17 protein-coding genes are annotated in these 21,811 nt (G+C 69.8%); 7 read left to right on the forward strand and 10 right to left on the reverse strand.

What is annotated here, in order from left to right; translation table 11 throughout:
- Nucleotides 1-29: 29 nt before the first annotated feature.
- From HS109_16870 to HS109_16880, 3 genes are all read right to left on the reverse strand, one after another.
- Nucleotides 30-995: a tripartite tricarboxylate transporter substrate binding protein gene (locus HS109_16870; protein MBE7524042.1), complete on the reverse strand. Its 966-nt coding sequence runs from the start codon at nucleotides 993-995 to the stop codon at nucleotides 30-32.
- Between the two features lie 89 nt (nucleotides 996-1,084).
- Nucleotides 1,085-2,077 (reverse strand): hypothetical protein, encoded by a 993-nt coding sequence (locus HS109_16875; protein MBE7524043.1) that lies wholly within the window; start codon nucleotides 2,075-2,077, stop codon nucleotides 1,085-1,087.
- 411 nt (nucleotides 2,078-2,488) lie between these two features.
- Nucleotides 2,489-3,484 (reverse strand): hypothetical protein, encoded by a 996-nt coding sequence (locus HS109_16880; GenBank protein ID MBE7524044.1) that lies wholly within the window; start codon nucleotides 3,482-3,484, stop codon nucleotides 2,489-2,491.
- A gap of 200 nt (nucleotides 3,485-3,684) precedes the next feature.
- On the opposite strand from HS109_16880, the gene HS109_16885 reads away from it, so the two are divergent.
- A complete protein-coding gene (locus tag HS109_16885) occupies nucleotides 3,685-4,872 on the forward strand; it encodes an acetyl-CoA C-acyltransferase family protein (GenBank protein MBE7524045.1) in 1,188 nt (395 codons plus the stop codon).
- On the opposite strand, the gene HS109_16890 is transcribed toward HS109_16885, so the two are convergent.
- The gene (locus HS109_16890; GenBank protein MBE7524046.1) at nucleotides 4,856-5,293 is read right to left on the reverse strand and encodes an ATP-binding protein; all 438 of its coding nucleotides are present in this window, start codon (nucleotides 5,291-5,293) and stop codon (nucleotides 4,856-4,858) included. The genes HS109_16885 and HS109_16890 overlap by 17 nt on opposite strands.
- A gap of 92 nt (nucleotides 5,294-5,385) precedes the next feature.
- Here HS109_16890 and HS109_16895 point away from each other — a divergent pair, with 92 nt between their 5' ends.
- Both HS109_16895 and HS109_16900 read left to right on the forward strand, forming a co-directional pair.
- A complete protein-coding gene (locus HS109_16895; GenBank protein MBE7524047.1) occupies nucleotides 5,386-5,847 on the forward strand; it encodes a FecR domain-containing protein in 462 nt (153 codons plus the stop codon).
- A 67-nt stretch (nucleotides 5,848-5,914) separates the two neighbouring features.
- On the forward strand, nucleotides 5,915-6,490 hold the full coding sequence (locus HS109_16900) for an OmpA family protein (GenBank protein ID MBE7524048.1): 576 nt from the start codon (nucleotides 5,915-5,917) through the stop codon (nucleotides 6,488-6,490).
- 4 nt (nucleotides 6,491-6,494) lie between these two features.
- Here HS109_16900 and HS109_16905 read toward each other — a convergent pair whose 3' ends face one another.
- The 5 genes from HS109_16905 to HS109_16925 form a co-directional block, all read right to left on the reverse strand.
- On the reverse strand, nucleotides 6,495-8,624 hold the full coding sequence (locus tag HS109_16905) for a CHASE2 domain-containing protein (protein ID MBE7524049.1): 2,130 nt from the start codon (nucleotides 8,622-8,624) through the stop codon (nucleotides 6,495-6,497).
- A complete protein-coding gene (locus HS109_16910; GenBank protein ID MBE7524050.1) occupies nucleotides 8,621-9,574 on the reverse strand; it encodes an MBL fold metallo-hydrolase in 954 nt (317 codons plus the stop codon). The genes HS109_16905 and HS109_16910 overlap by 4 nt, the downstream gene beginning before the upstream one ends.
- On the reverse strand, nucleotides 9,571-9,960 hold the full coding sequence (locus tag HS109_16915; GenBank protein MBE7524051.1) for an STAS domain-containing protein: 390 nt from the start codon (nucleotides 9,958-9,960) through the stop codon (nucleotides 9,571-9,573). Before HS109_16915 ends, HS109_16910 begins: the two co-directional genes overlap by 4 nt.
- Nucleotides 9,961-10,133: 173 nt before the next feature.
- A complete protein-coding gene (metH, locus tag HS109_16920) occupies nucleotides 10,134-12,797 on the reverse strand; it encodes a methionine synthase (protein MBE7524052.1) in 2,664 nt (887 codons plus the stop codon).
- A 278-nt stretch (nucleotides 12,798-13,075) separates the two neighbouring features.
- Entirely contained in the window at nucleotides 13,076-14,122 is a 1,047-nt protein-coding gene (locus HS109_16925) for a homocysteine S-methyltransferase family protein (GenBank protein ID MBE7524053.1), read from the reverse strand.
- 141 nt (nucleotides 14,123-14,263) lie between these two features.
- Here HS109_16925 and HS109_16930 point away from each other — a divergent pair, with 141 nt between their 5' ends.
- Entirely contained in the window at nucleotides 14,264-14,650 is a 387-nt protein-coding gene (locus HS109_16930) for a rhodanese-like domain-containing protein (GenBank protein ID MBE7524054.1), read from the forward strand.
- Nucleotides 14,651-14,707: 57 nt separating this feature from the next.
- On the opposite strand, the gene HS109_16935 is transcribed toward HS109_16930, so the two are convergent.
- Nucleotides 14,708-15,736, reverse strand: coding sequence for a helix-turn-helix domain-containing protein (locus HS109_16935; protein MBE7524055.1), 1,029 nt, complete (start codon nucleotides 15,734-15,736; stop codon nucleotides 14,708-14,710).
- 388 nt (nucleotides 15,737-16,124) lie between these two features.
- On the opposite strand from HS109_16935, the gene HS109_16940 reads away from it, so the two are divergent.
- The 3 genes from HS109_16940 to HS109_16950 all read left to right on the forward strand — a co-directional run bounded on the left by HS109_16940 (nucleotide 16,125) and on the right by HS109_16950 (nucleotide 21,807).
- Nucleotides 16,125-17,507, forward strand: coding sequence for a DUF1329 domain-containing protein (locus HS109_16940; GenBank protein ID MBE7524056.1), 1,383 nt, complete (start codon nucleotides 16,125-16,127; stop codon nucleotides 17,505-17,507).
- A 66-nt stretch (nucleotides 17,508-17,573) separates the two neighbouring features.
- Nucleotides 17,574-19,385, forward strand: coding sequence for a DUF1302 domain-containing protein (locus HS109_16945; protein ID MBE7524057.1), 1,812 nt, complete (start codon nucleotides 17,574-17,576; stop codon nucleotides 19,383-19,385).
- Nucleotides 19,386-19,446: 61 nt separating this feature from the next.
- A complete protein-coding gene (locus tag HS109_16950) occupies nucleotides 19,447-21,807 on the forward strand; it encodes an MMPL family transporter (GenBank protein MBE7524058.1) in 2,361 nt (786 codons plus the stop codon).
- Nucleotides 21,808-21,811 lie beyond the last annotated feature (4 nt).

Here is a 21,811-nt window from a genome sequence, read left to right on the forward strand (position 1 = left end):
AGACCGATTCGGTGTTTTCCCGCGGCGGGCTACTTGATCATGCCGAGCTGGCGCGCCGTCTCCGTGTACTGCGCGGTGCGCTCCTTCATGAACGCGGGCACCTGATCGTAGGGAACGTCGATCACCTCGAAGCCGCCGTCGACCATCTTGCGGCGCATGTCGGGATCCTTGTTCAGCGTCTCCATCATGCCGGAGACCTGGCGGCGCACCGCTTCGGGCGTGGACTTCGGCACGGCCACGCCGCGGTACGCGCCGTCGACCCAGTCGACGCCGAGTTCGCGGAACGTCGGCACGTCGGGGAACTGCGGATGGCGCTCCTTCGTGGCGACCGCGAGCATCCGCATCTTGCCCTTCTGCCCGATCGCGAGCGTCGTGTAGGACATCACGCCCGCCACGTGCCCGCCCAGCACCGAGGCGACGAGATCGCCGGTGCCCTTGAACGGCACGTACACGGTCTTGATCTTGAAGTCGCGGTTCAGCCGTTCGTGCGCGACGTGGTTCGCCGAATAGAGCGCGGAACCGGCGATCGACATCGATCCCGGCTTGGCCTGCGCCGCCGCGATGAACTCCTGGAACGTCTTGATCGGGCTCGTCGCGGGCACGAGGAGCGCATCGGGCGTGTAGTGGAACCAGTAGACCGACACCAGGTCGTCGGTCTTGTAGCTGACGGTCCCCTCGATCGGCTGCAGCACCACGTGCGGCAGGTTGATGCCCGCGATCGTGTACCCGTCGCCGGGCAGCGTGTTCAACTGCTGCCAGACCAGCGCGCCGCCGCCGCCCGGCCGGTTGATGACGACCATCTCCTGCTTGAACTTCTGCGCGAAGGCGTGTTGCTGGAGACGCGCGACGATGTCCGATTCACCTCCTGCCGCGAAGGGGATCAGGTACTGGACCGAGCGCTCGGGGTAGTCGGCGGCGGCCGGGCCACCGAACGACCACGCCGCGACGGCGGCGAGAAGCACCGGCGCGAACCGGTGGGGACGCAGGACGGACATGGGAAGACTCCTCGTGTCGCGGACGCGGACGCGCGCACCGCCTCGGCGGCGATGCTACCGCATCCGGCGCCGCGACGCCGGCACCGCCCCTACGGCACCGCGCACATCGCCACGCCGATCGGACCGTAGCCCTCGGGCACCCAGCCCAGCGCGATCATGTTCGCGCGCACCGCGAGGCTCGTCGTGTAGCGGTGGTTGGTCGGGAGCACGCCGTTCCACAGCCGGTAGACCGGGACCGTGCCGCCCGGGCAGGCGCCGGTCGCCATGTCCGGCAGGTCGATCTGGAACACGTTGTCGCTCTCGATCACCCACTCCGCGCCGAACAGGTCGTCGACCAGCCAGCACTCGTATCCGTTGGCCGAGTAGAAGTGTGTCGTGACCCCGCCCACCGGCCACTTGAAGTAGCGGCACACCGGATTCATCGTCGCGCCGGCGCTGCTGCCGGTCGCGTAGGCCTTGAAGCTCTCGCCGGTGCGCGTCCAGCCGGGGAAGTAGCCGGTGTCGAGCCCCGCGATCTCGGGCGGGTCGGACGACATGAAATAGTGGCCGAGTCCCGCGTGGTAGAACTCGATCACGTCGACCAGTCCCACCGGAGGCGGGAACGGCACGAGATCGATCGATCCGGCGACGATCTTGCGGTCGGGCTCTGCGCCCGGCTTGCGCTCGTAGGCGTAGTAGTAGCCCAACGGGGCAAGAGGGTCGACGAGGTAGAGCGGCTGCGACGAAACGGCGCCGTCGAGCCGCAACTTCACCGACAGCCAGAGCCGGCGCTCGCCACCGGTCCCTTCCATCGCCGTGAACTCGAAGAAATAGACGAATCCGCCGGTGATGCCTACGCCGCCGTTGACCGGGACCGAATTGCCCGGGAGGTAGGTGAACGGCTGGTAACCGCTCCCGCCCTGGACCCGGATGTTCCAAGTCGTGACCTGGTTGGTCGTGTCGTCGTATCCGAAGCTGCCCGCCGCGGTGCGGCCGTCGGCGAATACCACCCCCTGTAGCGCCCAGTAGCGCGTGGCCGCTTCCGCGGGGAAGGTCACGGCGAGCGCGATCAGCAGCAAGCCTCTCAGGAACGTGCGAATCATAGCGACCTCCGTTGGATCGGAACTCCGCGCGCCCACGCCCGCGGGCGCGACCTGCATCGCTCAAGGCAAGCCCGCATCTGTACGCAACGCAACGGAAAATTCCGCTCCGTTCATTCCTCCCGGCTAGCCCGGGCCGAGCATCACGAACGCGCGTGCCCGCGACCGGCCCAACGATCGACCTGTTGCCCCGCCGGCTTGAAGGCCAACGCCCCGTAGGTTGGGCTTCAGCCCGACGCCTCACCAGTAGGTCTGCCTTCAGCTCGACAGAAGTTGTGCCGGTGCGACGAAACGGCGTCGGCCTGAAGGCCGACCTACCGGGAGGGTGGTGGGTCGGGCTTCAGTAACCGACGCATCCCCCGTAGGTCGGGCTTCAGCCCGACGGGTTGCAGCATTCAGCCCCGCGCAAGTCCTTCAAAGCCCTTCCGCGCACATCGCCACGCCGACCGGACCATAACCCTCCGGTATCCACCCCGCCGCCATCATCGTCGAGCGCACTGCGAGACTCGTCGTGTAGCGGTGGTTGGTCGGGAGCACGCCGTTCCACAGCCGGTAGACCGGAACCGTGCTGCCCGGGCAGGCGCCGGTCGCCATGTCCGGCAGGTCGATCTGGAACATGTTGTCGCTCTCGATCACCCACTCGGGCCCGAACAGATGGTCGACCAGCCAGCACTCGTACGCGTTGGCCGAGAAAAAGTGCGTCGTGACCCCGCCCACCGGCCACTTGAAGTAGCGGCACACCGGGTTCATCGTCGCGCCGGCGCTGCTGCCGGTCGCGTAGGCCTTGAAGCTCTCGCCGGTGCGCGTCCAGCCGGGGAAGTAGCCGCTGTCGAGTCCTGCGATCTCCGGCGGGTCGGCCGACATGACGTAGTGGCCGAGTCCCGCATGGTAGAACTCGATCACGTCGACCAGCCCCACCGGAGGCGGGAACGGCACGAAATCGATCGATCCGGCGACGATCTTGCGGTCGGGCGCTGCGCCCGGCTTGCGCTCGTAGGCGTAGTAGTAGCCCAACGGGGCGAGAGGGTCGACGAGGTAGAGCGGCTGCGACGAAACGGCGCCGTCGAGCCGGAACTTCACCGACAGCCAGAGCCGGCGCTCGCCGCCGGTCCCTTCCATCGCCGTGAACTCGAAGAAATAGACGAATCCGCCGGTGATGCCTACGCCTCCGTTGACCGGGACCGAGTTGCCCGGCAGGTAGGTGAACGGCTGGTAACCGCTCCCGCCCTGGACCCGGATGTTCCAGGTCGTGACCTGGTTGGTCGTGTCGTCGTATCCGAAGCTGCCCACCGCGGTGCGGCCGTCGCTGAACACGACGTCCTGCAGCAGCCAGTACCGCGTCGCGGCGCCCGAAGGCACCGACAGCGCGAGCAGGAACGCCACGAGCACGATTCGCATCGTCCGGACCATGGACCCTCCCTGTCGTCGAAGCGCGCCGCGCGCCCGTTTCGCGGAGCGCAGCCGCTCGCCCAATGTCCCCCGCTCCATCGCACGGCGCAACGGAAAAATCGCCGAACCGTCCGCGCCGTCGTTGAGCCAGGTTAAGCGCGCGAAATGCAGCCTCCGACGATCCGGCCTATCATGGGCGTTTTTCCCTCGCGGAGACCCCCATGAGCCAGCGCAGCGTCGTCATCCTCTCCGGCGTCCGGACCGCCATCGGCGACTACGGCGGCAGCCTCAAGGACATCGCCCCCGCCGAACTCGGCGCGAAGGTCGTGAAGGAGGCGATCGCCCGCGCGAAGGTCGACCCCAACGAGATCGGCCAGTGCGTGATCGGCAACGTGATCCACGGCGAGGCGCGCGACATGTACATCTCGCGCCTGATCGGCGTGAACGGCGGCCTGCCGCATTCGTCGGGCGCGCTGACGGTGAACCGTCTGTGCGGCAGCGGCCTGCAGGCGATCGTGTCGGCGTCGCAGTACATCCTGCTCGGCGACACCGACGCCGCGATCGGCGGCGGCGCCGAGAGCATGAGCCGCGCGGCCTACGCGAACACGACGCAGCGCTGGGGCGCGCGCATGGGCGACACCAAGGCGATCGACATGATGGTCGGCGCGCTGACCGATCCGTTCGACACCGTGCACATGGGCGTCACCGCGGAAAACGTCGCGGCGAAGTGCCACCTGACGCGCGAGGTGCAGGACCAGTTCGCCGTCGAGAGCCACCGCCGCGCGCACGCCGCGCAGCAGGCCGGCCACTTCAGGAGCCAGATCCTGCCGATCGAGCTCAAGAGCAAGAAGGGGCCGGTCGCGTTCGACACCGACGAGCACGTGCGCGCCGACGCGTCGATGGAAGGCATGGCCAAGTTGAAGGCGGTGTTCCAGAAGGAGAACGGCACCGTGACCGCCGGCAACGCCTCGGGCATCAACGACGCCGCCGCCGCGGTCGTGCTGATGGAAGCGGGTGTCGCCGCGAAGAAGGGTCTGAAGCCGATGGCGCGGCTCGTCGCCTACGGTCACGCGGGCATCGACCCGAAGATCATGGGCATGGGCCCGGTGTCCGCGGTGAAGAACGCGCTCGCCAAGGCCGGCCTCGAGGTGTCCGACCTCGACGTGATCGAGTCGAACGAGGCGTTCGCGGCGCAGGCGCTCGGCGTGTCGAAAGACCTCGGGCTCGACCCGGCGAAGGTGAACCCGAACGGCGGCGCGGTCGCGCTCGGCCACCCGATCGGCGCGACCGGCGCGATCCTGACCGTCAAGTGCATGTACGAACTGCAGCGCACGAACAAGCGCTACGGGCTCATCACGATGTGCATCGGCGGCGGGCAGGGCATCGCCGCGATCATCGAGCGGATGTGACACCGAGCCGGAAGCGCAGCGCGAACACGTTGCCCTCCGGCAGCCGGACGTAGCTCGCGTCGACGACGAGGCGGCCGACGAGCCAGGCTCCGAGGCCGCCGACCGAGCGTTCCTCGACGCTCGCGTGGAGGTCGGCGGGGGCCCGCCCGAGCGCGGGGCGCGGATCGAACGGCGGAGCGGCGTCCTCGAAGCTCACGAGCACGTCGCCCCCGTCGGCGCGAAGTCCGAGCCGCACCCAGCCGGCCTCCCCGCGGTAGCCGTGGCGCACCACGTTCGAGAACACCTCCTCGACGATGAGCGTCAGGCGCATGCCGTCGCCGGCCTCGACCCGGTGACGCCGGCAGAACGCCTCCACGAACGCGGCGGTCGCCGGCAACTCGTCCAGCGCCGCCGCGAAGGTCGCTTCCGTGGGCGTGGTCATCGGTCGACCCGCCGGCCGGAATTGCAGCCGGACCGGCGGCGGCGGACAATCCCGCCCACGGCGCCCCGCGCCCTCCGCTCGGAGAAGCCACGATGACTCCCGCTTCCGCCACCCGGCCCCCCTTCGCCCGCCTCGCGCTCGCCGCGGCGCTCGCCTGCGCGACGACGTTCGCGTTCGCCGCCGAGGTCGGCCAGGTCAAGACCTCGAAGGGCGAGGTCACGATCGAGCGCGCCGGGGCCAGGGTGCCGGCGCCGGTCGGCACGAAGCTCGAGGCCTCCGACGTCCTCGCCACCGGCGCGGACGGCGCGGTCGGCGTCACGATGAGCGACGGCTCGCTGCTCTCGATCGGCCCCAACAGCGTGCTGTCGCTCGACCTGTTCCAGTTCGATCCGACGACCCACGCGGGCAAGTTCGACTCGACGCTGTCGAAGGGCACGCTGTCGGTCGTCTCCGGCAAGATCGCGAAGCAGTCGCCGGAGGCCATGAAGGTCCGCACGCCGGCGTCGGTGCTGGGCGTGCGCGGCACCGAGTTCGTGGTGTTCGTCGACGGCTGACGTGCTCGCGACGGAGGAAGGTCTGCCCGTGGCGGCCTGCCTCCCCCCCGGAAGGCCGATGCGCCTCATGGCGATCGCAGTGTCCGCCGCGGCGCTCCTCGCCGCGTGCGCCCCGACGACGAAGGTCGTGCTGCTGCCGGAATCCGACGGCCGCAAGACCGCGGTGAGCGTCACCGACCAGCGCGGCGAGGTCGTGCTCGACCATCCGTACGCCGCCGCGAGCCGCAACGCGCTCGAGACGCGCACGTACGACGCGACGCCCGACGAGGTGAGCCGCGACTTCGGCCGGGCGCTCGCGGCCCAGCCGCGGCGCGAGATGTCGTTCACGCTGCACTTCGCCGAAGGCAAGGACGAACTGTCGGCCGAAGCGCAGGTGCAGATCGACGCGGTGCTCGCCGAGGTCGCGAAGCGGCCGGTGGCCGATGTGCTCGTCGTCGGCCACACCGACAGCGTCGGCACCACCGCGGTGAACGACGCGCTGGCGAAACAGCGCGCCGAGACCGTGCGCGCCGAACTCGTCCGCCGCGGGCTCGCGCCGACGAACGTGCAGGCTTCCGGCCGCGGCAGTCGCGAACCGCTGGTGCCGACGCCGCCGGGCGGCGCCGAGCCGCGCAACCGGCGCGTCGAGATCGTCGTCCGCTGAACCGTCATCGCGCTCCGCGCCATCGCAGGGCGAGGATCGTGCAGTCATCGGCGGGCTCGGCGCCCGCGGCGAACGACCGGACATCGTCCCGGATCGCGGCCACCGCCGCATGCGCGTCGAGCGGCGCCTTCCGCAGGTGGTCGAGCAATGCCTCGAGCCGCTCGCGGCCGTACATCGCGCCCGACGGGTCGCGCATGTCGGTGACGCCGTCGGTGACCATCACGACCATCTCGCCCCGATCGAGGAACGTGTGCTCGCCCGCGTACTCGTGGCCGTCGACCGCGCACAGCGGCGGTCCGTCGCCGCCGCGAAGCCGCCGGAGGCCCGACGCGGCCGCGATGCAATACGGGTCGTCGTGGCCCGCGTTGCAGTAGACGAGATCGCCGCTGTCGAGGTCGAGGATGCCCGCGAACGCGGTCACGAAGAGCGACTCGCTGTTGTCGCGCGAGATCTCGCGGTTCACCGCCGTCATCCACGCGCCGAGGTCGTCGTCGGGGTGGCGCACCGCGGCGCTCTTCGCGAGCGCCTTGCTGACCGCCATGAAGATCGACGCGGACAGCCCCTTGCCCGACACGTCGCCGACGAGGAAGAAGAGCCGCCGGCCGTCGAGCCGGAAGAAATCGTAGAGGTCGCCGCCCACTTCGCGCGCCGGGACCATCGCCGCGGCGAGGTCGAGCCGCGGATCGTCGCGGAACGCGTCCTCGCGCGGCAGCATCGCGACCTGGATGCGTTGCGCCGCCTCCATCTCGCCGGCCATGCGCGCCGACGCCTCGCGCTCTTCCTGCATCTGGCGCCGCAGCGCGCGCCGCTCGCGCGAGGCCTCGCCCAGCGTCAGCGCGAGGAGCGTCGCGAACAGCGCGAACAACGCGAAGGCCGGCGAGGCCGCGTCGAACTGGAGATGAGCGGCCGCGAACGCCGCGAGCGCCGCTCCTGCCGGGACGATCATGGCGGCGAGCGCGAAGGCCACGGTCGCGGGCGTGCGCCACGACGGCGCCGCGCGGATCAGCACGAGGCCCAGCACCGCGAAGAGCGCCACTTCGAGCGCGCGCGCCCACGGCGGCCGGATCACCGCGCTGCCCTCGACCAGGTTCTCGATCAGTTGCGCGTGGATCTCGACCCCCGGCATGCGCTCGCCGAGCGTCGTGTCCTGGTAGTCGACGCCCGCGACGCCGGTCACGCCGACGAGGACGATCTTGCGGGCGAGCTGTTCGGGGTCCACCCGGGCCTTGAGCACGTCGATCGCCGAGACGAAGCGGCGCAGGTCGCGCGGCGAATAGTGGATCCTGATCGCGCCGTCCTCCTCGGTGCGCGCGACGAACTTCCCGGCTTGCAGGGCGCGCACCCCTCCGTCCCGCGTCTGCAGGCGCAGCAGCGGCGCGCCGACCGACACGCGCACGAGTTCGAGCGCGAACGACGGCACCAGCGTGCCCTCGACGCTCGCGACCATCGGCAGGCGCCGCACGATGCTCGACTCGGTCTCGACCGACAGCAGCCCATGTCCGGCCGCGGCCTTCTCGAGTACCGGCAGGTTCGACAGCACGCCGGCGTAGTGCGGAATCCGGCCCTGCAACGCCGCGGCGCCGCGCGCGTCCCCCGCGACCAGGATCGGCGTGGCGTACAACACCATGCCGGTGGGCTCCGGCGTGCCGGCCATGCCGAGCACGACCTTGCCGGACGCGAGAGCGCGCGCGAGTTCCTCGTCGTGCGACGGCAGCGAGGCGAGCGATTGCGCGAGGTCGGCGTCGTGGGTCGGCAGGTTGTCGAGCCAGTGCTCGGGAGAACTGCGGTCCGGCTCCGACATCAGGATGTCGAGGCCGATCGCCTGCGGTGCGCCCTTGCGGATCTCGCGCACGAGCTGCGCGAGCACCGTGCGCGGCCACGGCCACTGGCCCAGCGCCGCGAGGCTCTTCTGGTCGACTTCGACGATCGTGACCGGCAGTTGCGTGACCTTGCGCGGCAGCAGGCGCTGGGTCGCGTCGAACCACTGCTGCTGCTGGCGCACGACGAACGGCGGCTCCAGCCACAGGAGCACGGAGAGCGCCGCGAGCGCCGCGACGCCGATCCAGCGTATCCGCCCCACCGTCGCGAGGGCCGCGGCGACACGGCCGGGGGCCGGCTCGGCCCCGTCGATCACAGGCGGATTTCCATCCCGTCGTACGCGGCGGTCACCGTCATCGGCGCGCCGGTCCGGCAGATTTCCTCGTAGCGGCGGGTGTCGGCGAGCACGCGCGCGATCGACGCGTCGTCGAAGGCGGGCTCGTGGTGGAACATGCACAGGTGCTTCACGCCCGCCGCGTGACACAGCTCGACGCCGGCGATGTTGCTCGAATGGCCCCAGTCGGCCTTGACCGAAATCGCGTCGGCGAGCGAATACATCGCGTCGAAGACCACCACGTCGGCGCCGCGGAAGAACTCGACGAACGCGTCGGTCTCGCGCCGGTTGCCGAGGTCGTGCTCCGAGTCGGTCGAGTAGATGACCGATCTGCCGCCCGACTCGAAGCGGAAGCCGAACGAATCGCCCGAGTGGCGCTGCAGCTTGAGCAGCACCCGCATGCCCGCGACGTCGTGCCAGCGGCCGGGCTCGAGGTGCACGAACGAGATGTCGGCACGGAAGGTGTCGAAGTCGACCGGGAAGCTCGGCTGCTCCTGCTGGCGGCGCAGCGCCGCCTCGAGGTGCGGATGGCCGCCGTAGATCACCACGCGGTTGCCCGGGATGTAGGCCGGCGTGAAGAACGGCAGGCCCATGATGTGGTCCCAGTGCACGTGCGAGAGGAACACATGGTAGGTGCGCGGGCCGCCGTCGCGCGCGAGCGCCGCCTGTCCGAACGGCCGCACGCCGGTGCCGAGGTCGCAGATCGCGTAGTCGGGGCCGCCGGTCACGATCTCGACGCACGAGGTGTGCCCGCCGAAGGTGGCGCCCTCCGCGAACGGGAGCGCTTCGACGTGCGACTCGATCTCCGCGTCGCTCGCGAAGCGGCGGCCGTTCGCCCCGCGCAGCGCCGCCACCAGCTTGCGCCGCACCTCGTCCACGGTGAGCGCCACCGGGATCGAGCCGCGGGTTCCCCAGAAGCGGATCGCCTTCACCGACCCTCCGCTTCCCGCGCGCGATCGTAGGCGGCGAGGGCCTCCGGCGAGATCTCCGCGATCGCCTCGCGCACGTCGTGGCGCACCTCGACGACGTGGTGGAAGCGGCTGATCTCGAAGATCTCGGCGACCACGCTCTGCAGCGCCGTGACCGCCACGGTCGCCCGGCGCGCGCGCAACGCCTTGGCCGCGACCATCAGCACGCGCAGGCCGACGCTGCTGATGTAGTCGACCTTCGAGAAATCGATCACGAGCCCGCGCACGCCCGAATCGGCGACGAGCGCGGAGGCGATCGCGGACTCGAGTTCCTGCGCGCCGGCGAAGTCGATCCGGCCGTCGGCCGTGGCGACGACGACGTCCGCGTACCTGTGGGTCGGGCATGCCATGTCGAATCCGGGCTCCCTCGTCTGGATCTCGTGCCGCCGCCCGCCGATTATAGGAGACGGCCATGGCGGAAACGCGCCCGCGCGGCGGACGCGAGCAACCCCCGCCGTTCACCCTCCCCGCATCCGCGGGAGCAAGTCAAGGGAATATTCGCCTCGGGGCCTTCGTGGTCGCGTCAGGCGAGGTTCGCGGCCACGCGCCGGCGCGCGGCTTCGACGCCGCTGCCGTCCCGGCGCGCGAAGTCCGCGAGCTGATCCTCGCCGATGCGGCCGACCGCGAAATAGCGGGCCTCCGGATGCGCGAGGTAGAACCCGGACACCGAGGCGGCGGGCCACATGGCGAAGCTCTCGGTGACCGTGATGCCGCAAGCCGGGGCCTCCAGCAGGGTGAAGAGCGGCCCCTTGACCGCGTGGTCGGGACAGGCCGGATACCCGGGCGCCGGGCGGATGCCGCGGTACTCCTCGCGGATCAGCGCCTCGTTGTCGAGCGCTTCGCCCGGAACGTAGCCCCACAATTCGGTGCGCACGCGCCGGTGCAACCATTCGGCGAACGCCTCGGCGAGGCGGTCGGCGATCGCCTTCAGCATCAGCGCCGAGTAGTCGTCGTGTTTCGCGGCGAACGCGTCCAGATGCCTCTCGATGCCGATCCCCGCGGTGACCGCGAAGGCGCCCACGTAGTCGCGCACGCCCGCCGGCGCGACGAAGTCGGCGAGGCCCAGATTGGGCTTTCCCGCCGCGCGTTCGCCCTGCTGGCGGAGGTTGCGCCACACGAGCGCGGGCGTCGTGCGTGATTCGTCGGTCCACAGCACGATGTCGTCGCCGTCCGCGTTCGCGGGCCAGAATCCGACCACGCCGTTCGCCGTGAGCCAGCGCTCCTCGATCACCCGCTTCAGCATCGCTCGACCCTCGGCCTGCACCGTGCGGGCGGACGCGCCGACCAGCGGGTCGTCGAGGATCGCCGGATAGGAACCCGAGAGCTCCCAGGCCTGGAAGAACGGCGCCCAGTCGATGCACCCGGCGATCGACGCGAGGTCGACGTGGGCGAGCGGGCGGCGGCCGAGGAAGGTCGGCACCGGCGGCGCGTACGACGACCAGTCGGGCGCGAACGCGTTCGCCCGGGCCTGCTCGAGGCTCACCAGCGCCGGCCCCTTCTTCCGGGCATGCTGTTCGCGGATGCGCTCGTAGTCGGCGGCGACCTCCGCGACGTAGGCGGCGCGCTGCTCGGCCGACAGGAGGCTCGTCGTGACGCCGACCGCGCGCGAGGCGTCCGGCACGTAGACGACCGGCCCCGGGTAGTGCGGCGCGATCTTCACCGCGGTGTGCACGCGCGAGGTCGTCGCGCCGCCGATGAGGAGCGGCACCGAGAAGCCCTCGCGCTGCATCTCGGAGGCCACGTGCGCCATCTCCTCGAGCGAGGGCGTGATGAGGCCCGACAGCCCGATCGCGTCGGCGTTCGACTCGCGCGCCGCCTGCAGGATCTTCTGCGCCGGCACCATGACGCCCAGGTCGACGACGTCGAAGTTGTTGCACTGGAGCACGACGCCGACGATGTTCTTGCCGATGTCGTGGACGTCGCCCTTGACGGTCGCGAGCACGACCTTGCCCTTCGAGCGCGCGGCCTCGCCCGAGGCGCGCTTCTCCGCCTCGATGAACGGCACGAGGTGCGCGACCGCCTGCTTCATCACGCGCGCGCTCTTCACCACCTGCGGCAGGAACATCCGGCCCGCGCCGAACAGATCGCCGACGACGTTCATGCCGTCCATCAGCGGGCCCTCGATGACCTCGATCGTGCGCCCCCCGCGCGCGGCCACCGCGGCGCGCGCCTCCTCGGTGTCCTCGACGATGAAGGTCGAGATGCCCTTGACGAGCGCGTGCGACAGGCGCGAGGCGACCGGGCCCTCGCGCCACGCGAGGTCCTCGGAGGCGTCCTTCGCCTTGCCCTTCACCGTCTCGGCGAACGCGACGAGACGCTCGGTCGCGTCGGGGCGGCGGTTCAGGACCACGTCTTCGACGCGCTCGCGCAGCGCCGGGTCGAGTTCGTCGTAGACGCCGAGCTGGCCCGCGTTGACGATGCCCATCGACAGCCCCGCGGGGATCGCGTGGGCGAGGAACACCGTGTGGATCGCCTCGCGCACCGGCTCGTTGCCGCGGAAGCTGAACGACACGTTGCTGATGCCGCCCGAGACGAGCGCGTGCGGCAGGTTCGCGCGGATCCAGCGCGTCGCGCGGATGAAGTCGACCGCGTAGTTCGCATGCTCCTCGATGCCGGTCGCGATCGCGAACACGTTCGGATCGAAGACGATGTCCTCGGCGGGGAAGCCGACGTCGTTCACCAGGAGGTCGTAGGCGCGCTTGCAGACCTCGATGCGTCGCTCGTAGCTGTCCGCCTGGCCGCGTTCGTCGAACGCCATCACGACCGCCGCGGCGCCGTAGCGGCGCACGAGCTTCGCCTGGCGCCGGAACTCGTCCTCGCCCTCCTTGAGCGAGATCGAGTTGACGATCGGCTTGCCCTGCACGCATTTCAGGCCCGCCTCGATCACCTCCCACTTCGACGAGTCGATCATCACCGGCACGCGCGCGATGTCGGGCTCGCCGGCGATGATCGACAGGAAGCGGGTCATCGCCGCCTTCGAGTCGAGCATCGCCTCGTCCATGTTGACGTCGATCACCTGTGCGCCGGCGGCGACCTGTCCGCGAGCGACCTCGACCGCGCCGGCGTAGTCTCCGGCGAGGATCAGGCGCGCGAACGCCTTCGATCCGGTGACGTTGGTGCGCTCGCCGACATTGACGAAGAGCGAGCCTTCGCCGATGTTGAGCGGTTCGAGTCCGGCGAGTCGCATGGGAATGCCGATGCGGGTCGGCCTTCAGGCCGACATCCGGCGACGGGCGGCAGCTCGCCGGAGACTCCGAAAGGCGTCGGGCTGAAGCCCGACCCACGAGAACCGCGGGCGGCTTGGGCGACTCGTGAGTTCGGCTTCAGCCGAACGCCCTTCGCCAACCCCGTCGGGCTGAAGCCCGACCCACGAGAACCGCGGGCGGCTTGGGCGACTCGTGAGTTCGGCTTCAGCCGAACGCCCTTCGCCAACCCCGTCGGGCCGAAGCCCGACCCACGGAGGAGTCACGCCGCGGCGCGCAGCGGCGTGCGCGGAATCCGGCGCGGCGCGACCCCTTCGACCGCCTCCGCGATCGCGCGAACGTGCGCGGGCGTGGTGCCGCAGCACCCGCCGACCAGGTTGACGAATCCGGCGCGCGCGAACTCGCCGACGAGCCGCGCGGTCTGCTCCGGCGTCTCGTCGTAGCCGGTCTCCGACATCGGATTCGGCAGGCCGGCGTTCGGATAGCAGGACACGTAAGTGTCGGCGACGCGCGCGAGTTCCTCCAGATAGGGCCGCATCAGCGCGGCGCCCAGCGCGCAGTTGAGGCCGACCATGAGCGGATTCGCGTGACGCACCGAATTCCAGAACGCCTCGGGCGTCTGCCCGGAGAGCGTCCGCCCGGAGGCGTCGGTGATCGTGCCCGACACGACGAGCGGCAGGCTCGTGCCCAGGTCGTCGAACAGCGTCGCGATGCCGAAGAGCGCAGCCTTCGCGTTCAGCGTGTCGAACACGGTCTCGACCAGCAGGAGGTCGGCGCCGCCCTCGACGAGCCCTGCCGCGGCGTCCCGGTACGCAACGGCGAGTTCGTCGAAGCCGACGTTGCGCGCGGCCGGGTCGTTGACGTCCGGCGAAATCGACGCCGTGCGGTTGGTCGGCCCGAGCGCGCCGGCGACGAAGCGGGGCCGCGACGGCGTCCTCCCGGTCCAGGCGTCCGCGCTCGAGCGCGCGATCTTCGCGGCCGCGCAGTTCAGTTCGCGCGCGCGCGACGCGAGCCCGTAGTCGCCCTGCGCGATCGAGGTCGCCGAGAACGTGTTGGTCTCGACGATGTCGGCGCCGGCCTCGAGGTAGGCGTCGTGGATCTCGCGCACGATGCCCGGCCGGGTGAGCACGAGGAGGTCGTTGTCGCCCCTGAGGTCGTGCGCGTGCCCGGCGAGCCCGCAGGCGTGCGGGCCGCGGAAATCCTCCTCGGAGAGCCGGCGCCGCTGGATCTCGGTGCCCATGGCGCCGTCGAGGACCAGGATGCGCCGCTCGAGGAGCGCGACGAGTTCGTTCGTTCGGTTCGGTTGCATCGCGCGCGGAAGTTGCGTCGGGCTCCCGATTCTAGCAGCGCGGTCGCGCCGGCCCCTCGCGCGCGGTTATAACGATAGAGGCCGGCGGCATGTGGAAGCACGTGCTAGTGTCGCCTCCCCGCCCTCCGAGCGCGAGCGACCATGAAGCACCTGACCCCGAAGGAAGCGAGCGAGTTCCTGCACCAGCATCCGCAGGCGGTGTTCGTCGACTGCCGCAGCGAGATGGAATACCTGTTCGTCGGCCACCCGGTCGGCGCGCGTCACGTCGCCTGGAACGACGGCCCCGACTGGGAGGTCAACCCGCACTTCGTCGGACAGGTGAAGAAGATCGCGAGCATGAACCGGCCGATCGTGCTGATCTGCCGCAGCGGCCACCGCTCGGTCGACGCCGGCCACGCGCTCGAGGAAGCCGGATTCCGGGAGGTCTACAACGTCCTCGAGGGCTTCGAGGGCCCGCTCGACGACGACCACCACCGCGGCACGCTCTCGGGCTGGCGCAAGGAGGGCCTTCCCTGGGAACAGCTATGACGCAGTCCACGGGTCCCACCCAGGACCACCGCTCCCCGGGGTGAAGGGGGCTCGGCGTCACGGTCCGTTCGTCGGCTTCCCGCGCAGCGTCTCGGACGGCAGTTCGCCGAACATCTGCTTGTACTCGGTCACGAAGTGGCCGAGGTGCCAGAACCCCCATCGCGCCGCGGTGTCCTGCACCGAACCGGCCAGCGGCCTGCCCGCCCGCAGTTCGCGCCGCACGCCGTTCAAGCGCAGCGCGCGGAGGAACCGCACCGGCTTGATGCCCAGCACTTCCTGGAAGCTGTACTGCAGCGTGCGGCGACTCACGCGAAGTTCCCGGCACAGGTCCGCGACGGTGATGGGCTCGGCGATGTGCGAGCGCATGTGGGCCTTGGCGCCGTCGACGACGTGCTGGCGCCGTTCGCGCGCCTCCACCGGCCGCACCGGAGCGTCGTCGGCGACCGCGGCGACGACCGCCCCCAGGAGCGACTGTTCGAGGACGCGCTGGGCCTGCCGGTAGCGGAACGCCGCCGGATTCACCTCCGCCGACTGCAGCACCGAGGAAAGCAGGCGTTCGAACTCGTCGATGCGCGGCCGGCCCGGCCGGAGCACGCCGTTGCCCGCGAAGGCCGGCGCGAGATCGCGGTGCTCGACTTCCTGCGCGTGCGTCTCCAGCGAGGACTCCCCGACGACCAGCGCGACGATGTCGAAACCGCGCGGCGCGTAGAAGTCGAGTTCGTCGGCCGACCCGAGCGTGATGAGCGCGTCGGCATCGACGGCCGCGCCGCGAAACCGCGACGCGCCGGCGAGGTGCATCGGCACGCCGATCGCGCGCGATCCCCGTTGCGGCGCGCCCGCTTCGTGGATCGCCTGGTTGGTCGTCTCGCGGAAGAGTTGCACGCCCGGGAAGCGCACCTCGCGCAGGCCCCCGACGAAGCGGCCGGGCGAGAGCTGTTCGTAGACCTGGTCCCAGCCGCGCAGGTTGGCGGCCTGCTCCTCCACGTCCGAACTGATCGCGTGCGTGATCGACCAGGGCGCGAGTTCGGCATCGTCGAGCGCGCCCACCGGCGCGCCGTCCGCGTGCAGTCGTTCACGAGCGACCATCAGCGGCACGTCCTGTCGCGCATCCAGGGTTTCTCCGAGTCGAGGCGCCGTCGAAGGAGCGACGGATGCGGACGAACGCCGCATCGCTCCGCACCACGCAGGCGACGGTCGCGCGAAGCGATTCGCCGATCATTGATGTACCTCAAGGGAGCGGTCGCGCGTTTGCCGATTTGGGATAACGGGCGCGCGCGCGCGTCGAGAACAATCGCGGAACGCGGCGCCTTCCGGCTGCCGCGTGCGCAGCAACCGACGGATCGCTTTCACGGGCTCGTCGATGCTGCGCCGCAACAGCGCATCCGGAGGAGCGATGGCCCTCGGGGCCGTCGCCCGCATCGCGACCGACGGCGCACGCGTCGACCGGTCGCAACGACGAGCGAGGGGATTGCGGATGAATCGACCACACCAACCGATCGCGCGCGCCCGGCGGCTCGCGCTCGCTCTGGCCGTCGCGATCGCGCCGGGCGCCTTGGCCGCGGTGAGTGAGCAGGAAGCCGCGCAACTGGGCAAGAGCCTCACCCCGGTCGGCGCCGAACGCGCCGGCAACAAGGAGGGGACGATCCCCGAGTGGACCGGCGGCGTGACGAGTGCGCCCGCCGGCTGGAAGCCCGGGCAGAAGCGGATCGACCCGTTCGCCGCCGACAAGCCGCTCTACTCGATCGACGCCACGAACGTCGACAAGTACAAGGACAAGCTCTCCGAAGGCCAGATGGCGCTGGTGAAGCAGCTCAAGGGCTACCGGATGGACGTCTATCCGACGCGGCGGAGCTGCGGGTTCCCCGATTACGTCTACGAGCGCACGAAGACCAACGCGCGCGAGGCACGGCTCGCGTCCAACGGCTGGGGCCTCGAGAAGGGCATCGGCGCGGCGGTCGTGTTCCCGATTCCGAAGACCGGCGCCGAGGCGGTCTGGAACCACAAGATCCGCTTCATGGGCGAGGGCCGCATCGAACACTACGCGACGATCTTCTCGAACCGCAGCGGCGCGTTCACGCCGCTCGTGCAGGACCAGTGGACCTGGGTGCCGTTCCACTCGCCGAAGAACAAGGGCGTCGAGGACGTCGGCGGCGTCGAGATGAAGCTCCTGAACGCCGTCGTCTCGCCGGCCGCGCGCGCGGGCGAACTCATCCTCGCGCACTGGTTCTTCAACGAACCCTCCGACGCCTGGCTCTACTTCCCCGGCCAGCGCCGCACGCGCCGGGCGCCGTCGTTCGCCTACGACAACCCGGTTCCCGGCTACGAGAACCTCGAGACGGTCGACGCGTATCCGATGTACGCGGGCGCGATGGACCGCTACGACTGGAAGCTCCTCGGCAAGCAGGAGCTCTTCCTCCCCTACAACAGCTTCAAGCTGATCGACAAGAGCCGCAAGTACACCGACGTCTACCTCGGGGACTTCATCAACCGCGACGTCATGCGTTACGAACTGCACCGCGTCTGGAAGGTCGAGGCCACGGTCAAGCAGGGCATGCGCCACCAGATCGCGCGGCGCGTGTTCTACCTCGACGAGGACAGCTGGGCGCTGATGGTCGCCGACAACTACGACGCGCAGGGGAAGCTCTGGCGCGTGCAGGAATCGAGCATCTTCCCCGCGCCGGAGATCCCCGCCTGCGTCGGCCAGGAGCTCGTCTCCTACGACCTGTCGGTCGGCCGCTACATCGGCGAGAACGCGACGCAGGAGCGGCCCGAGACCGACTGGCTCGCCGGCCGCGAAGGGCGCATCGATCCGCGGAAGTTCAATCCCGACGAACTGCGTCGGGTGGGCGACCGCTGAGGCCGCGGGGCGCCCGGTCGTTCGACGGCGCCCCCCGGACGACGACCTGGCTGGAGGGAGGAAACGATGACCGCACGTCCCCAACCCGCGACGCGTCTCGCTCGCGGCATGCTGGCTCTCGCCCTGGGCGGCGCCCTCGGAATCGTCTCCACCGCGGCGCTCGCGGTGGAGTTCGAGACCGAGCACGTCAAGGGCAGCTTCGATTCGACCGTGTCGCTGGGTTTCCAGTGGCGCATGTCCGGCACCGACTGCCGGTTCGTCGGCAACGACAACGGCGGCTGCGCGCCGACCACCGGAACGCTGGGCGAACTCGTCAACGGCCCGGGCATGGGCGCGACCTCGAACCCGGACTTCAACTACCTGCAGTCCGACAACGGCAACCTCAACTTCCGCAAGCACCAGCTGATCTCGCAGGCCCTCAAGGGCAACCACGAGCTCTCGCTCCGCTTCAAGGACGGCTGGAGCGCGCTCGGGCGCTTCTCGTGGCTGTTCGATCCCGCGGTCGACCGCACCGACCGCACACCGCTCTCCTCCGACGCGAAGCGCATCGCCGGGCAGGACGTCACGCTGCTCGATCTGTGGGTCGCGAAGGAATTCGAGGTCGGAGAGATGCCCGGCAAGGTGAAGGTCGGCAACCAGGTGCTTTCCTGGGGCGAGGACATCTTCATCTACGGCGGCATCAACATCATCAATCCGTTCGACCTGACGCGCGCCCACAAGCCGGGCGTGCAGATCAAGGAGATCGTCCGGCCGGTCCCGATGGCGTCGTTCAACCTCGGCGTCTCGAAGAACTGGAGCGTCGAGGGCTTCTGGCAGTTCGGCCGGATGAACTTCCGCTTCGACCCGGTGGGCACGCCGTTCTCGATCGGCGACGTCATCGGCAACGGCCAGCAGGACGCGTTCATCCCGAGCTCGGTGCTGGGCGAGCCGCCGGGCACCGTCGGCGACCCGGGCACGATCAGCAACGGCGCGATCATCCCGGCGGGACAGCGCTTCACCCTCGACGACCTGCTCGCCGCCGGCACCGTCGTCCCGACGCAGCCGACGCAGAACGCGCCGAGCGCGAACCAGTTCGGCCTCGCCGCGCGCTGGAAGCCCGAGAACATCAACGCGGAGTTCGGCTTCTACTACATCCACTACAACGACAAGATCCCGTTCCTCGCGTTCGTGAACGACCCCTCGACGATCACCTCGAACCCGTTCGGGTTGGGTTACAAGCTGCAGTACGGCAAGAACCGTGATCTCTTCGGCGTCTCGGTCAACACGATGCTGGGTGACTGGGCGATCGGCGGCGAGGTCTCCTACCGCCCGCGCGACGGCGTCGGCATCGACCCGACCGTGCCGCTCGAAGGCCAGTACTGCGCGTTCTGCGCGCCGGGCACCTACGACGGCTACATCAACGCGAAGAAGTGGCAGGCGCACGTCACGGCGATCTACCTGCTGGGCCCGAGCGGCGACCTGGGGTGGCTCCTGCGCGGCGCGGGCGCCGCGGAGGGCACGCTGCTGTTCGAGGCGGCGGCCGCGTACTACCCGAACCTCGACCGTTCGGGCAAGTATCCGATCCTGCTGCCCAACTACGAGATGCCCGACAAGTTCTCCACCGGCATCGTGACCTCGTTCAACCTCGTCTACCCGCACGTCTTCGGCAGTCCGGTCAACATGACGCCGCAGATCGACTTCCTCTACGACATCCACGGGACGAGCCCCAACACGATCCCGTTCGTCGAGGGGCGACTCGCGGTCACGCCCTCGCTCAACTTCGAGTACCTGAACAAGTGGCGCGCGTCGATCTCGTACACGAGCTTCGCGGGCGGCGGCACCAACAACCTCATGGCCGACCGCGACTACCTCGCGGTGAACTTCTCCTACTCGTTCTGACCGCGCGACCGGCGCCGGCCGCCCTCCGGGGCGGCCGGGGTCGCTGTCGCGCCGCTCCCCGATGCTCGCCCGCCTCGTCGCACGCCTCGAGGAAGCGTTCTTCGCCCATCGCGGCGCCACGCTCGGCGTGCTGGCGCTCGTCACCGTCGTGATGGGGGTTTTCGCGGCGCAGCTCAAGATGACCGCCGGCTTCGACAAGCAGCTCCCGCAGGAGCACGAGTACATCCAGACCTTCTACCAGTACCGCGACCAGGTGTTCGGCGCGAACCGCGTCATCGTGGTCGTCCGCGCGAAGAGCGGCGACATGTGGAGCGCGCCGTTCCTGAGGAAGTTGAACGACGTGACGCAGGCGGTGATGTTCATGCCCGGCGTCGACCGGCGCACGGTGAGCTCGCTGTGGACGCCGACCACGCGCGTGCTCGAGATCACCGAGGAAGGCTTCGAGTCCGAGGACGTGATCGGCGGCGACATCACGCCGGACACGCTGACGCCGGAGAAGATCGCGAAGATCCGGCGCAACGCCATCGTCGGCGGCTACATCGGGCAGCTGGTCGCGAACGACAACTCGGGCGCGATGGTCGTCGCCGACCTCATGGACAGCGATCCGGTCACGCGCAAGCCCCTCGACTACCTCGACCTCGCGCGCCGGCTCGAAGTGGAGGTTCGCCAGAAGCACGAGAACGCGGACTTCGACATCGCGATCATCGGCTTCGCCAAGGAGATCGGCGACATCGCCGACGGCGCGACGAGCGTGATCCGTTTCTTCGCGCTCGCCTTCCTCCTCACCGCCCTGTCGGTGTGGATCTACTGCCGCTCCTGGGCGCTGACCGCGCTCGCGCTCGGCTGTTCGCTCGTCTCGGTGGTCTGGCAGTTCGGGACGCTGAGGCTCCTGGGCTACGGCCTCGACCCGCTCGCGGTCCTCGTGCCGTTCCTGGTCTTCGCGATCGGGGTGTCGCACGGCGTCCAGCAGATCAACTACATCGTCAAGGAGGTCTCGTCGGGCGCCGACACCGCGACCGCGGCGCGCCGCTCGTTCACCGGGCTCCTCATTCCCGGAACGATGGCGCTCGTCACGGCGTTCGTCGGGTTCGCGACGCTGATGCTGATCCCGATCCCGATGATCCGCGAACTCGCGATCACCGCCGCGATCGGCGTCGCCTACAAGATCGTCACCAACCTCGTGATGCTTCCCGTCGCGGCGTCGTACCTGCGCTTCGACGACCGCTACGTCGGACGGGTGAACCGGCTGCGCGAGCGGCGCGGCTACTGGATGGGGATCCTCGGCCGCGTCGCCGAGCCGCGCAACGCCGCGATCGGGACCCTCGTGTGCGCGGTGCTGTTCGCCGTCGCCTGGCACCAGAGCCAGGGCCGGCACATCGGCCACCTGCAGCCGGGTGCGCCGGAACTGCGCGCCGACTCGCGCTACAACCGGGACGCCGACGAGATCGTCGCGCGCTTCGACCTGGGCCTCGACGTGCTCTCGGTCGTCGTCGAGACGCCGAAGGACGGCTGCTACGACCACGCGGTCATGGAGTACCTGAACCAGTTCAGCTGGCAGATGGCGAACGTGCCGGGGGTGGTGTCGGTGGCCTCGATCGCCTGGCTCGCGAAGCAGGCGTTCTCGGGATTCAACGAAGGCAACCCGAAGTGGGCGGCGCTGCCGCGCGACCCGAAGGCGCTCGCGAACGCGATCAGCATGGCGCCCGAGGGCTCGGGACTCACCAATCCGGGCTGCACGGTGATGCCGGTGCACCTGTACCTCGCGGACCACAAGGCCGGGACGGTCAAGGACGTGACCGGCGCGGTCAAGGCGTTCCGCGAGGGCAACGTCGACCCGCGGATCAAGGTCCGGCTCGCGAGCGGCAACGCCGGCGTGCAGGCGGCGACCAACGAGGTGCTCGAGACGACCGAGTTCAGGATGATGCTCTACGTCTACCTGACGATCGTCGCGCTGGTCCTCCTCACCTACCGCGACTGGCGCGCGATGGTGGCCTGCTGCCTGCCGCTCACGCTCGCCACCTTCCTCGGCTACTGGTTCATGAAGGAACTCGACATCGGGCTCACCGTCGCGACGCTGCCGGTGATGGTGCTGGCGGTCGGCATCGGCGTCGACTACGCGTTCTACATCTACAACCGGTTGCAGCTCCACCTCGCGCTCGGCGTCGACATCGTGTCGGCGTTCAAGCAGGCGCTGCGCGAGACCGGCATCGCCACGATCTTCACCGCGCTCACGCTCTCGGTGGGCGTCGCGACCTGGTCGTTCTCCGAGCTCAAGTTCCAGGCCGACATGGGCCTGCTGCTGACCTTCATGTTCATGGTGAACATGCTGATGGCGATCACGTTGCTGCCCGCGCTCGCCGTCATGATCGACAAGCTGATTCCGCGGAGGCGGCCGGTCCGCGCGCCGCTCCTGGCGCACTGACGCG

The organism is Burkholderiales bacterium (assembly GCA_015075645.1).
GTDB lineage: Bacteria > Pseudomonadota > Gammaproteobacteria > Burkholderiales > Casimicrobiaceae > VBCG01.

Bases quoted from the DNA above. Each gene is read 5' to 3' on its own strand.
- HS109_16885 (MBE7524045.1), top strand. From the start codon at position 3,685: ATGAGCCAGCGCAGCGTCGTCATCCTCTCCGGCGTCCGGACCGCCATC.
- HS109_16875 (MBE7524043.1), bottom strand. From the start codon at position 2,077: ATGATTCGCACGTTCCTGAGAGGCTTGCTGCTGATCGCGCTCGCCGTG.
- HS109_16915 (MBE7524051.1), bottom strand. From the start codon at position 9,960: ATGGCATGCCCGACCCACAGGTACGCGGACGTCGTCGTCGCCACGGCC.
- HS109_16940 (MBE7524056.1), top strand. From the start codon at position 16,125: ATGAATCGACCACACCAACCGATCGCGCGCGCCCGGCGGCTCGCGCTC.
- HS109_16925 (MBE7524053.1), bottom strand. From the start codon at position 14,122: ATGCAACCGAACCGAACGAACGAACTCGTCGCGCTCCTCGAGCGGCGC.
- metH (MBE7524052.1), bottom strand. From the start codon at position 12,797: ATGCGACTCGCCGGACTCGAACCGCTCAACATCGGCGAAGGCTCGCTC.
- HS109_16870 (MBE7524042.1), bottom strand. From the start codon at position 995: ATGTCCGTCCTGCGTCCCCACCGGTTCGCGCCGGTGCTTCTCGCCGCC.
- HS109_16950 (MBE7524058.1), top strand. From the start codon at position 19,447: ATGCTCGCCCGCCTCGTCGCACGCCTCGAGGAAGCGTTCTTCGCCCAT.
- HS109_16880 (MBE7524044.1), bottom strand. From the start codon at position 3,484: ATGGTCCGGACGATGCGAATCGTGCTCGTGGCGTTCCTGCTCGCGCTG.
- HS109_16930 (MBE7524054.1), top strand. From the start codon at position 14,264: ATGAAGCACCTGACCCCGAAGGAAGCGAGCGAGTTCCTGCACCAGCAT.
- HS109_16890 (MBE7524046.1), bottom strand. From the start codon at position 5,293: ATGACCACGCCCACGGAAGCGACCTTCGCGGCGGCGCTGGACGAGTTG.
- HS109_16935 (MBE7524055.1), bottom strand. From the start codon at position 15,736: ATGGTCGCTCGTGAACGACTGCACGCGGACGGCGCGCCGGTGGGCGCG.
- HS109_16900 (MBE7524048.1), top strand. From the start codon at position 5,915: ATGGCGATCGCAGTGTCCGCCGCGGCGCTCCTCGCCGCGTGCGCCCCG.
- HS109_16945 (MBE7524057.1), top strand. From the start codon at position 17,574: ATGACCGCACGTCCCCAACCCGCGACGCGTCTCGCTCGCGGCATGCTG.
- HS109_16895 (MBE7524047.1), top strand. From the start codon at position 5,386: ATGACTCCCGCTTCCGCCACCCGGCCCCCCTTCGCCCGCCTCGCGCTC.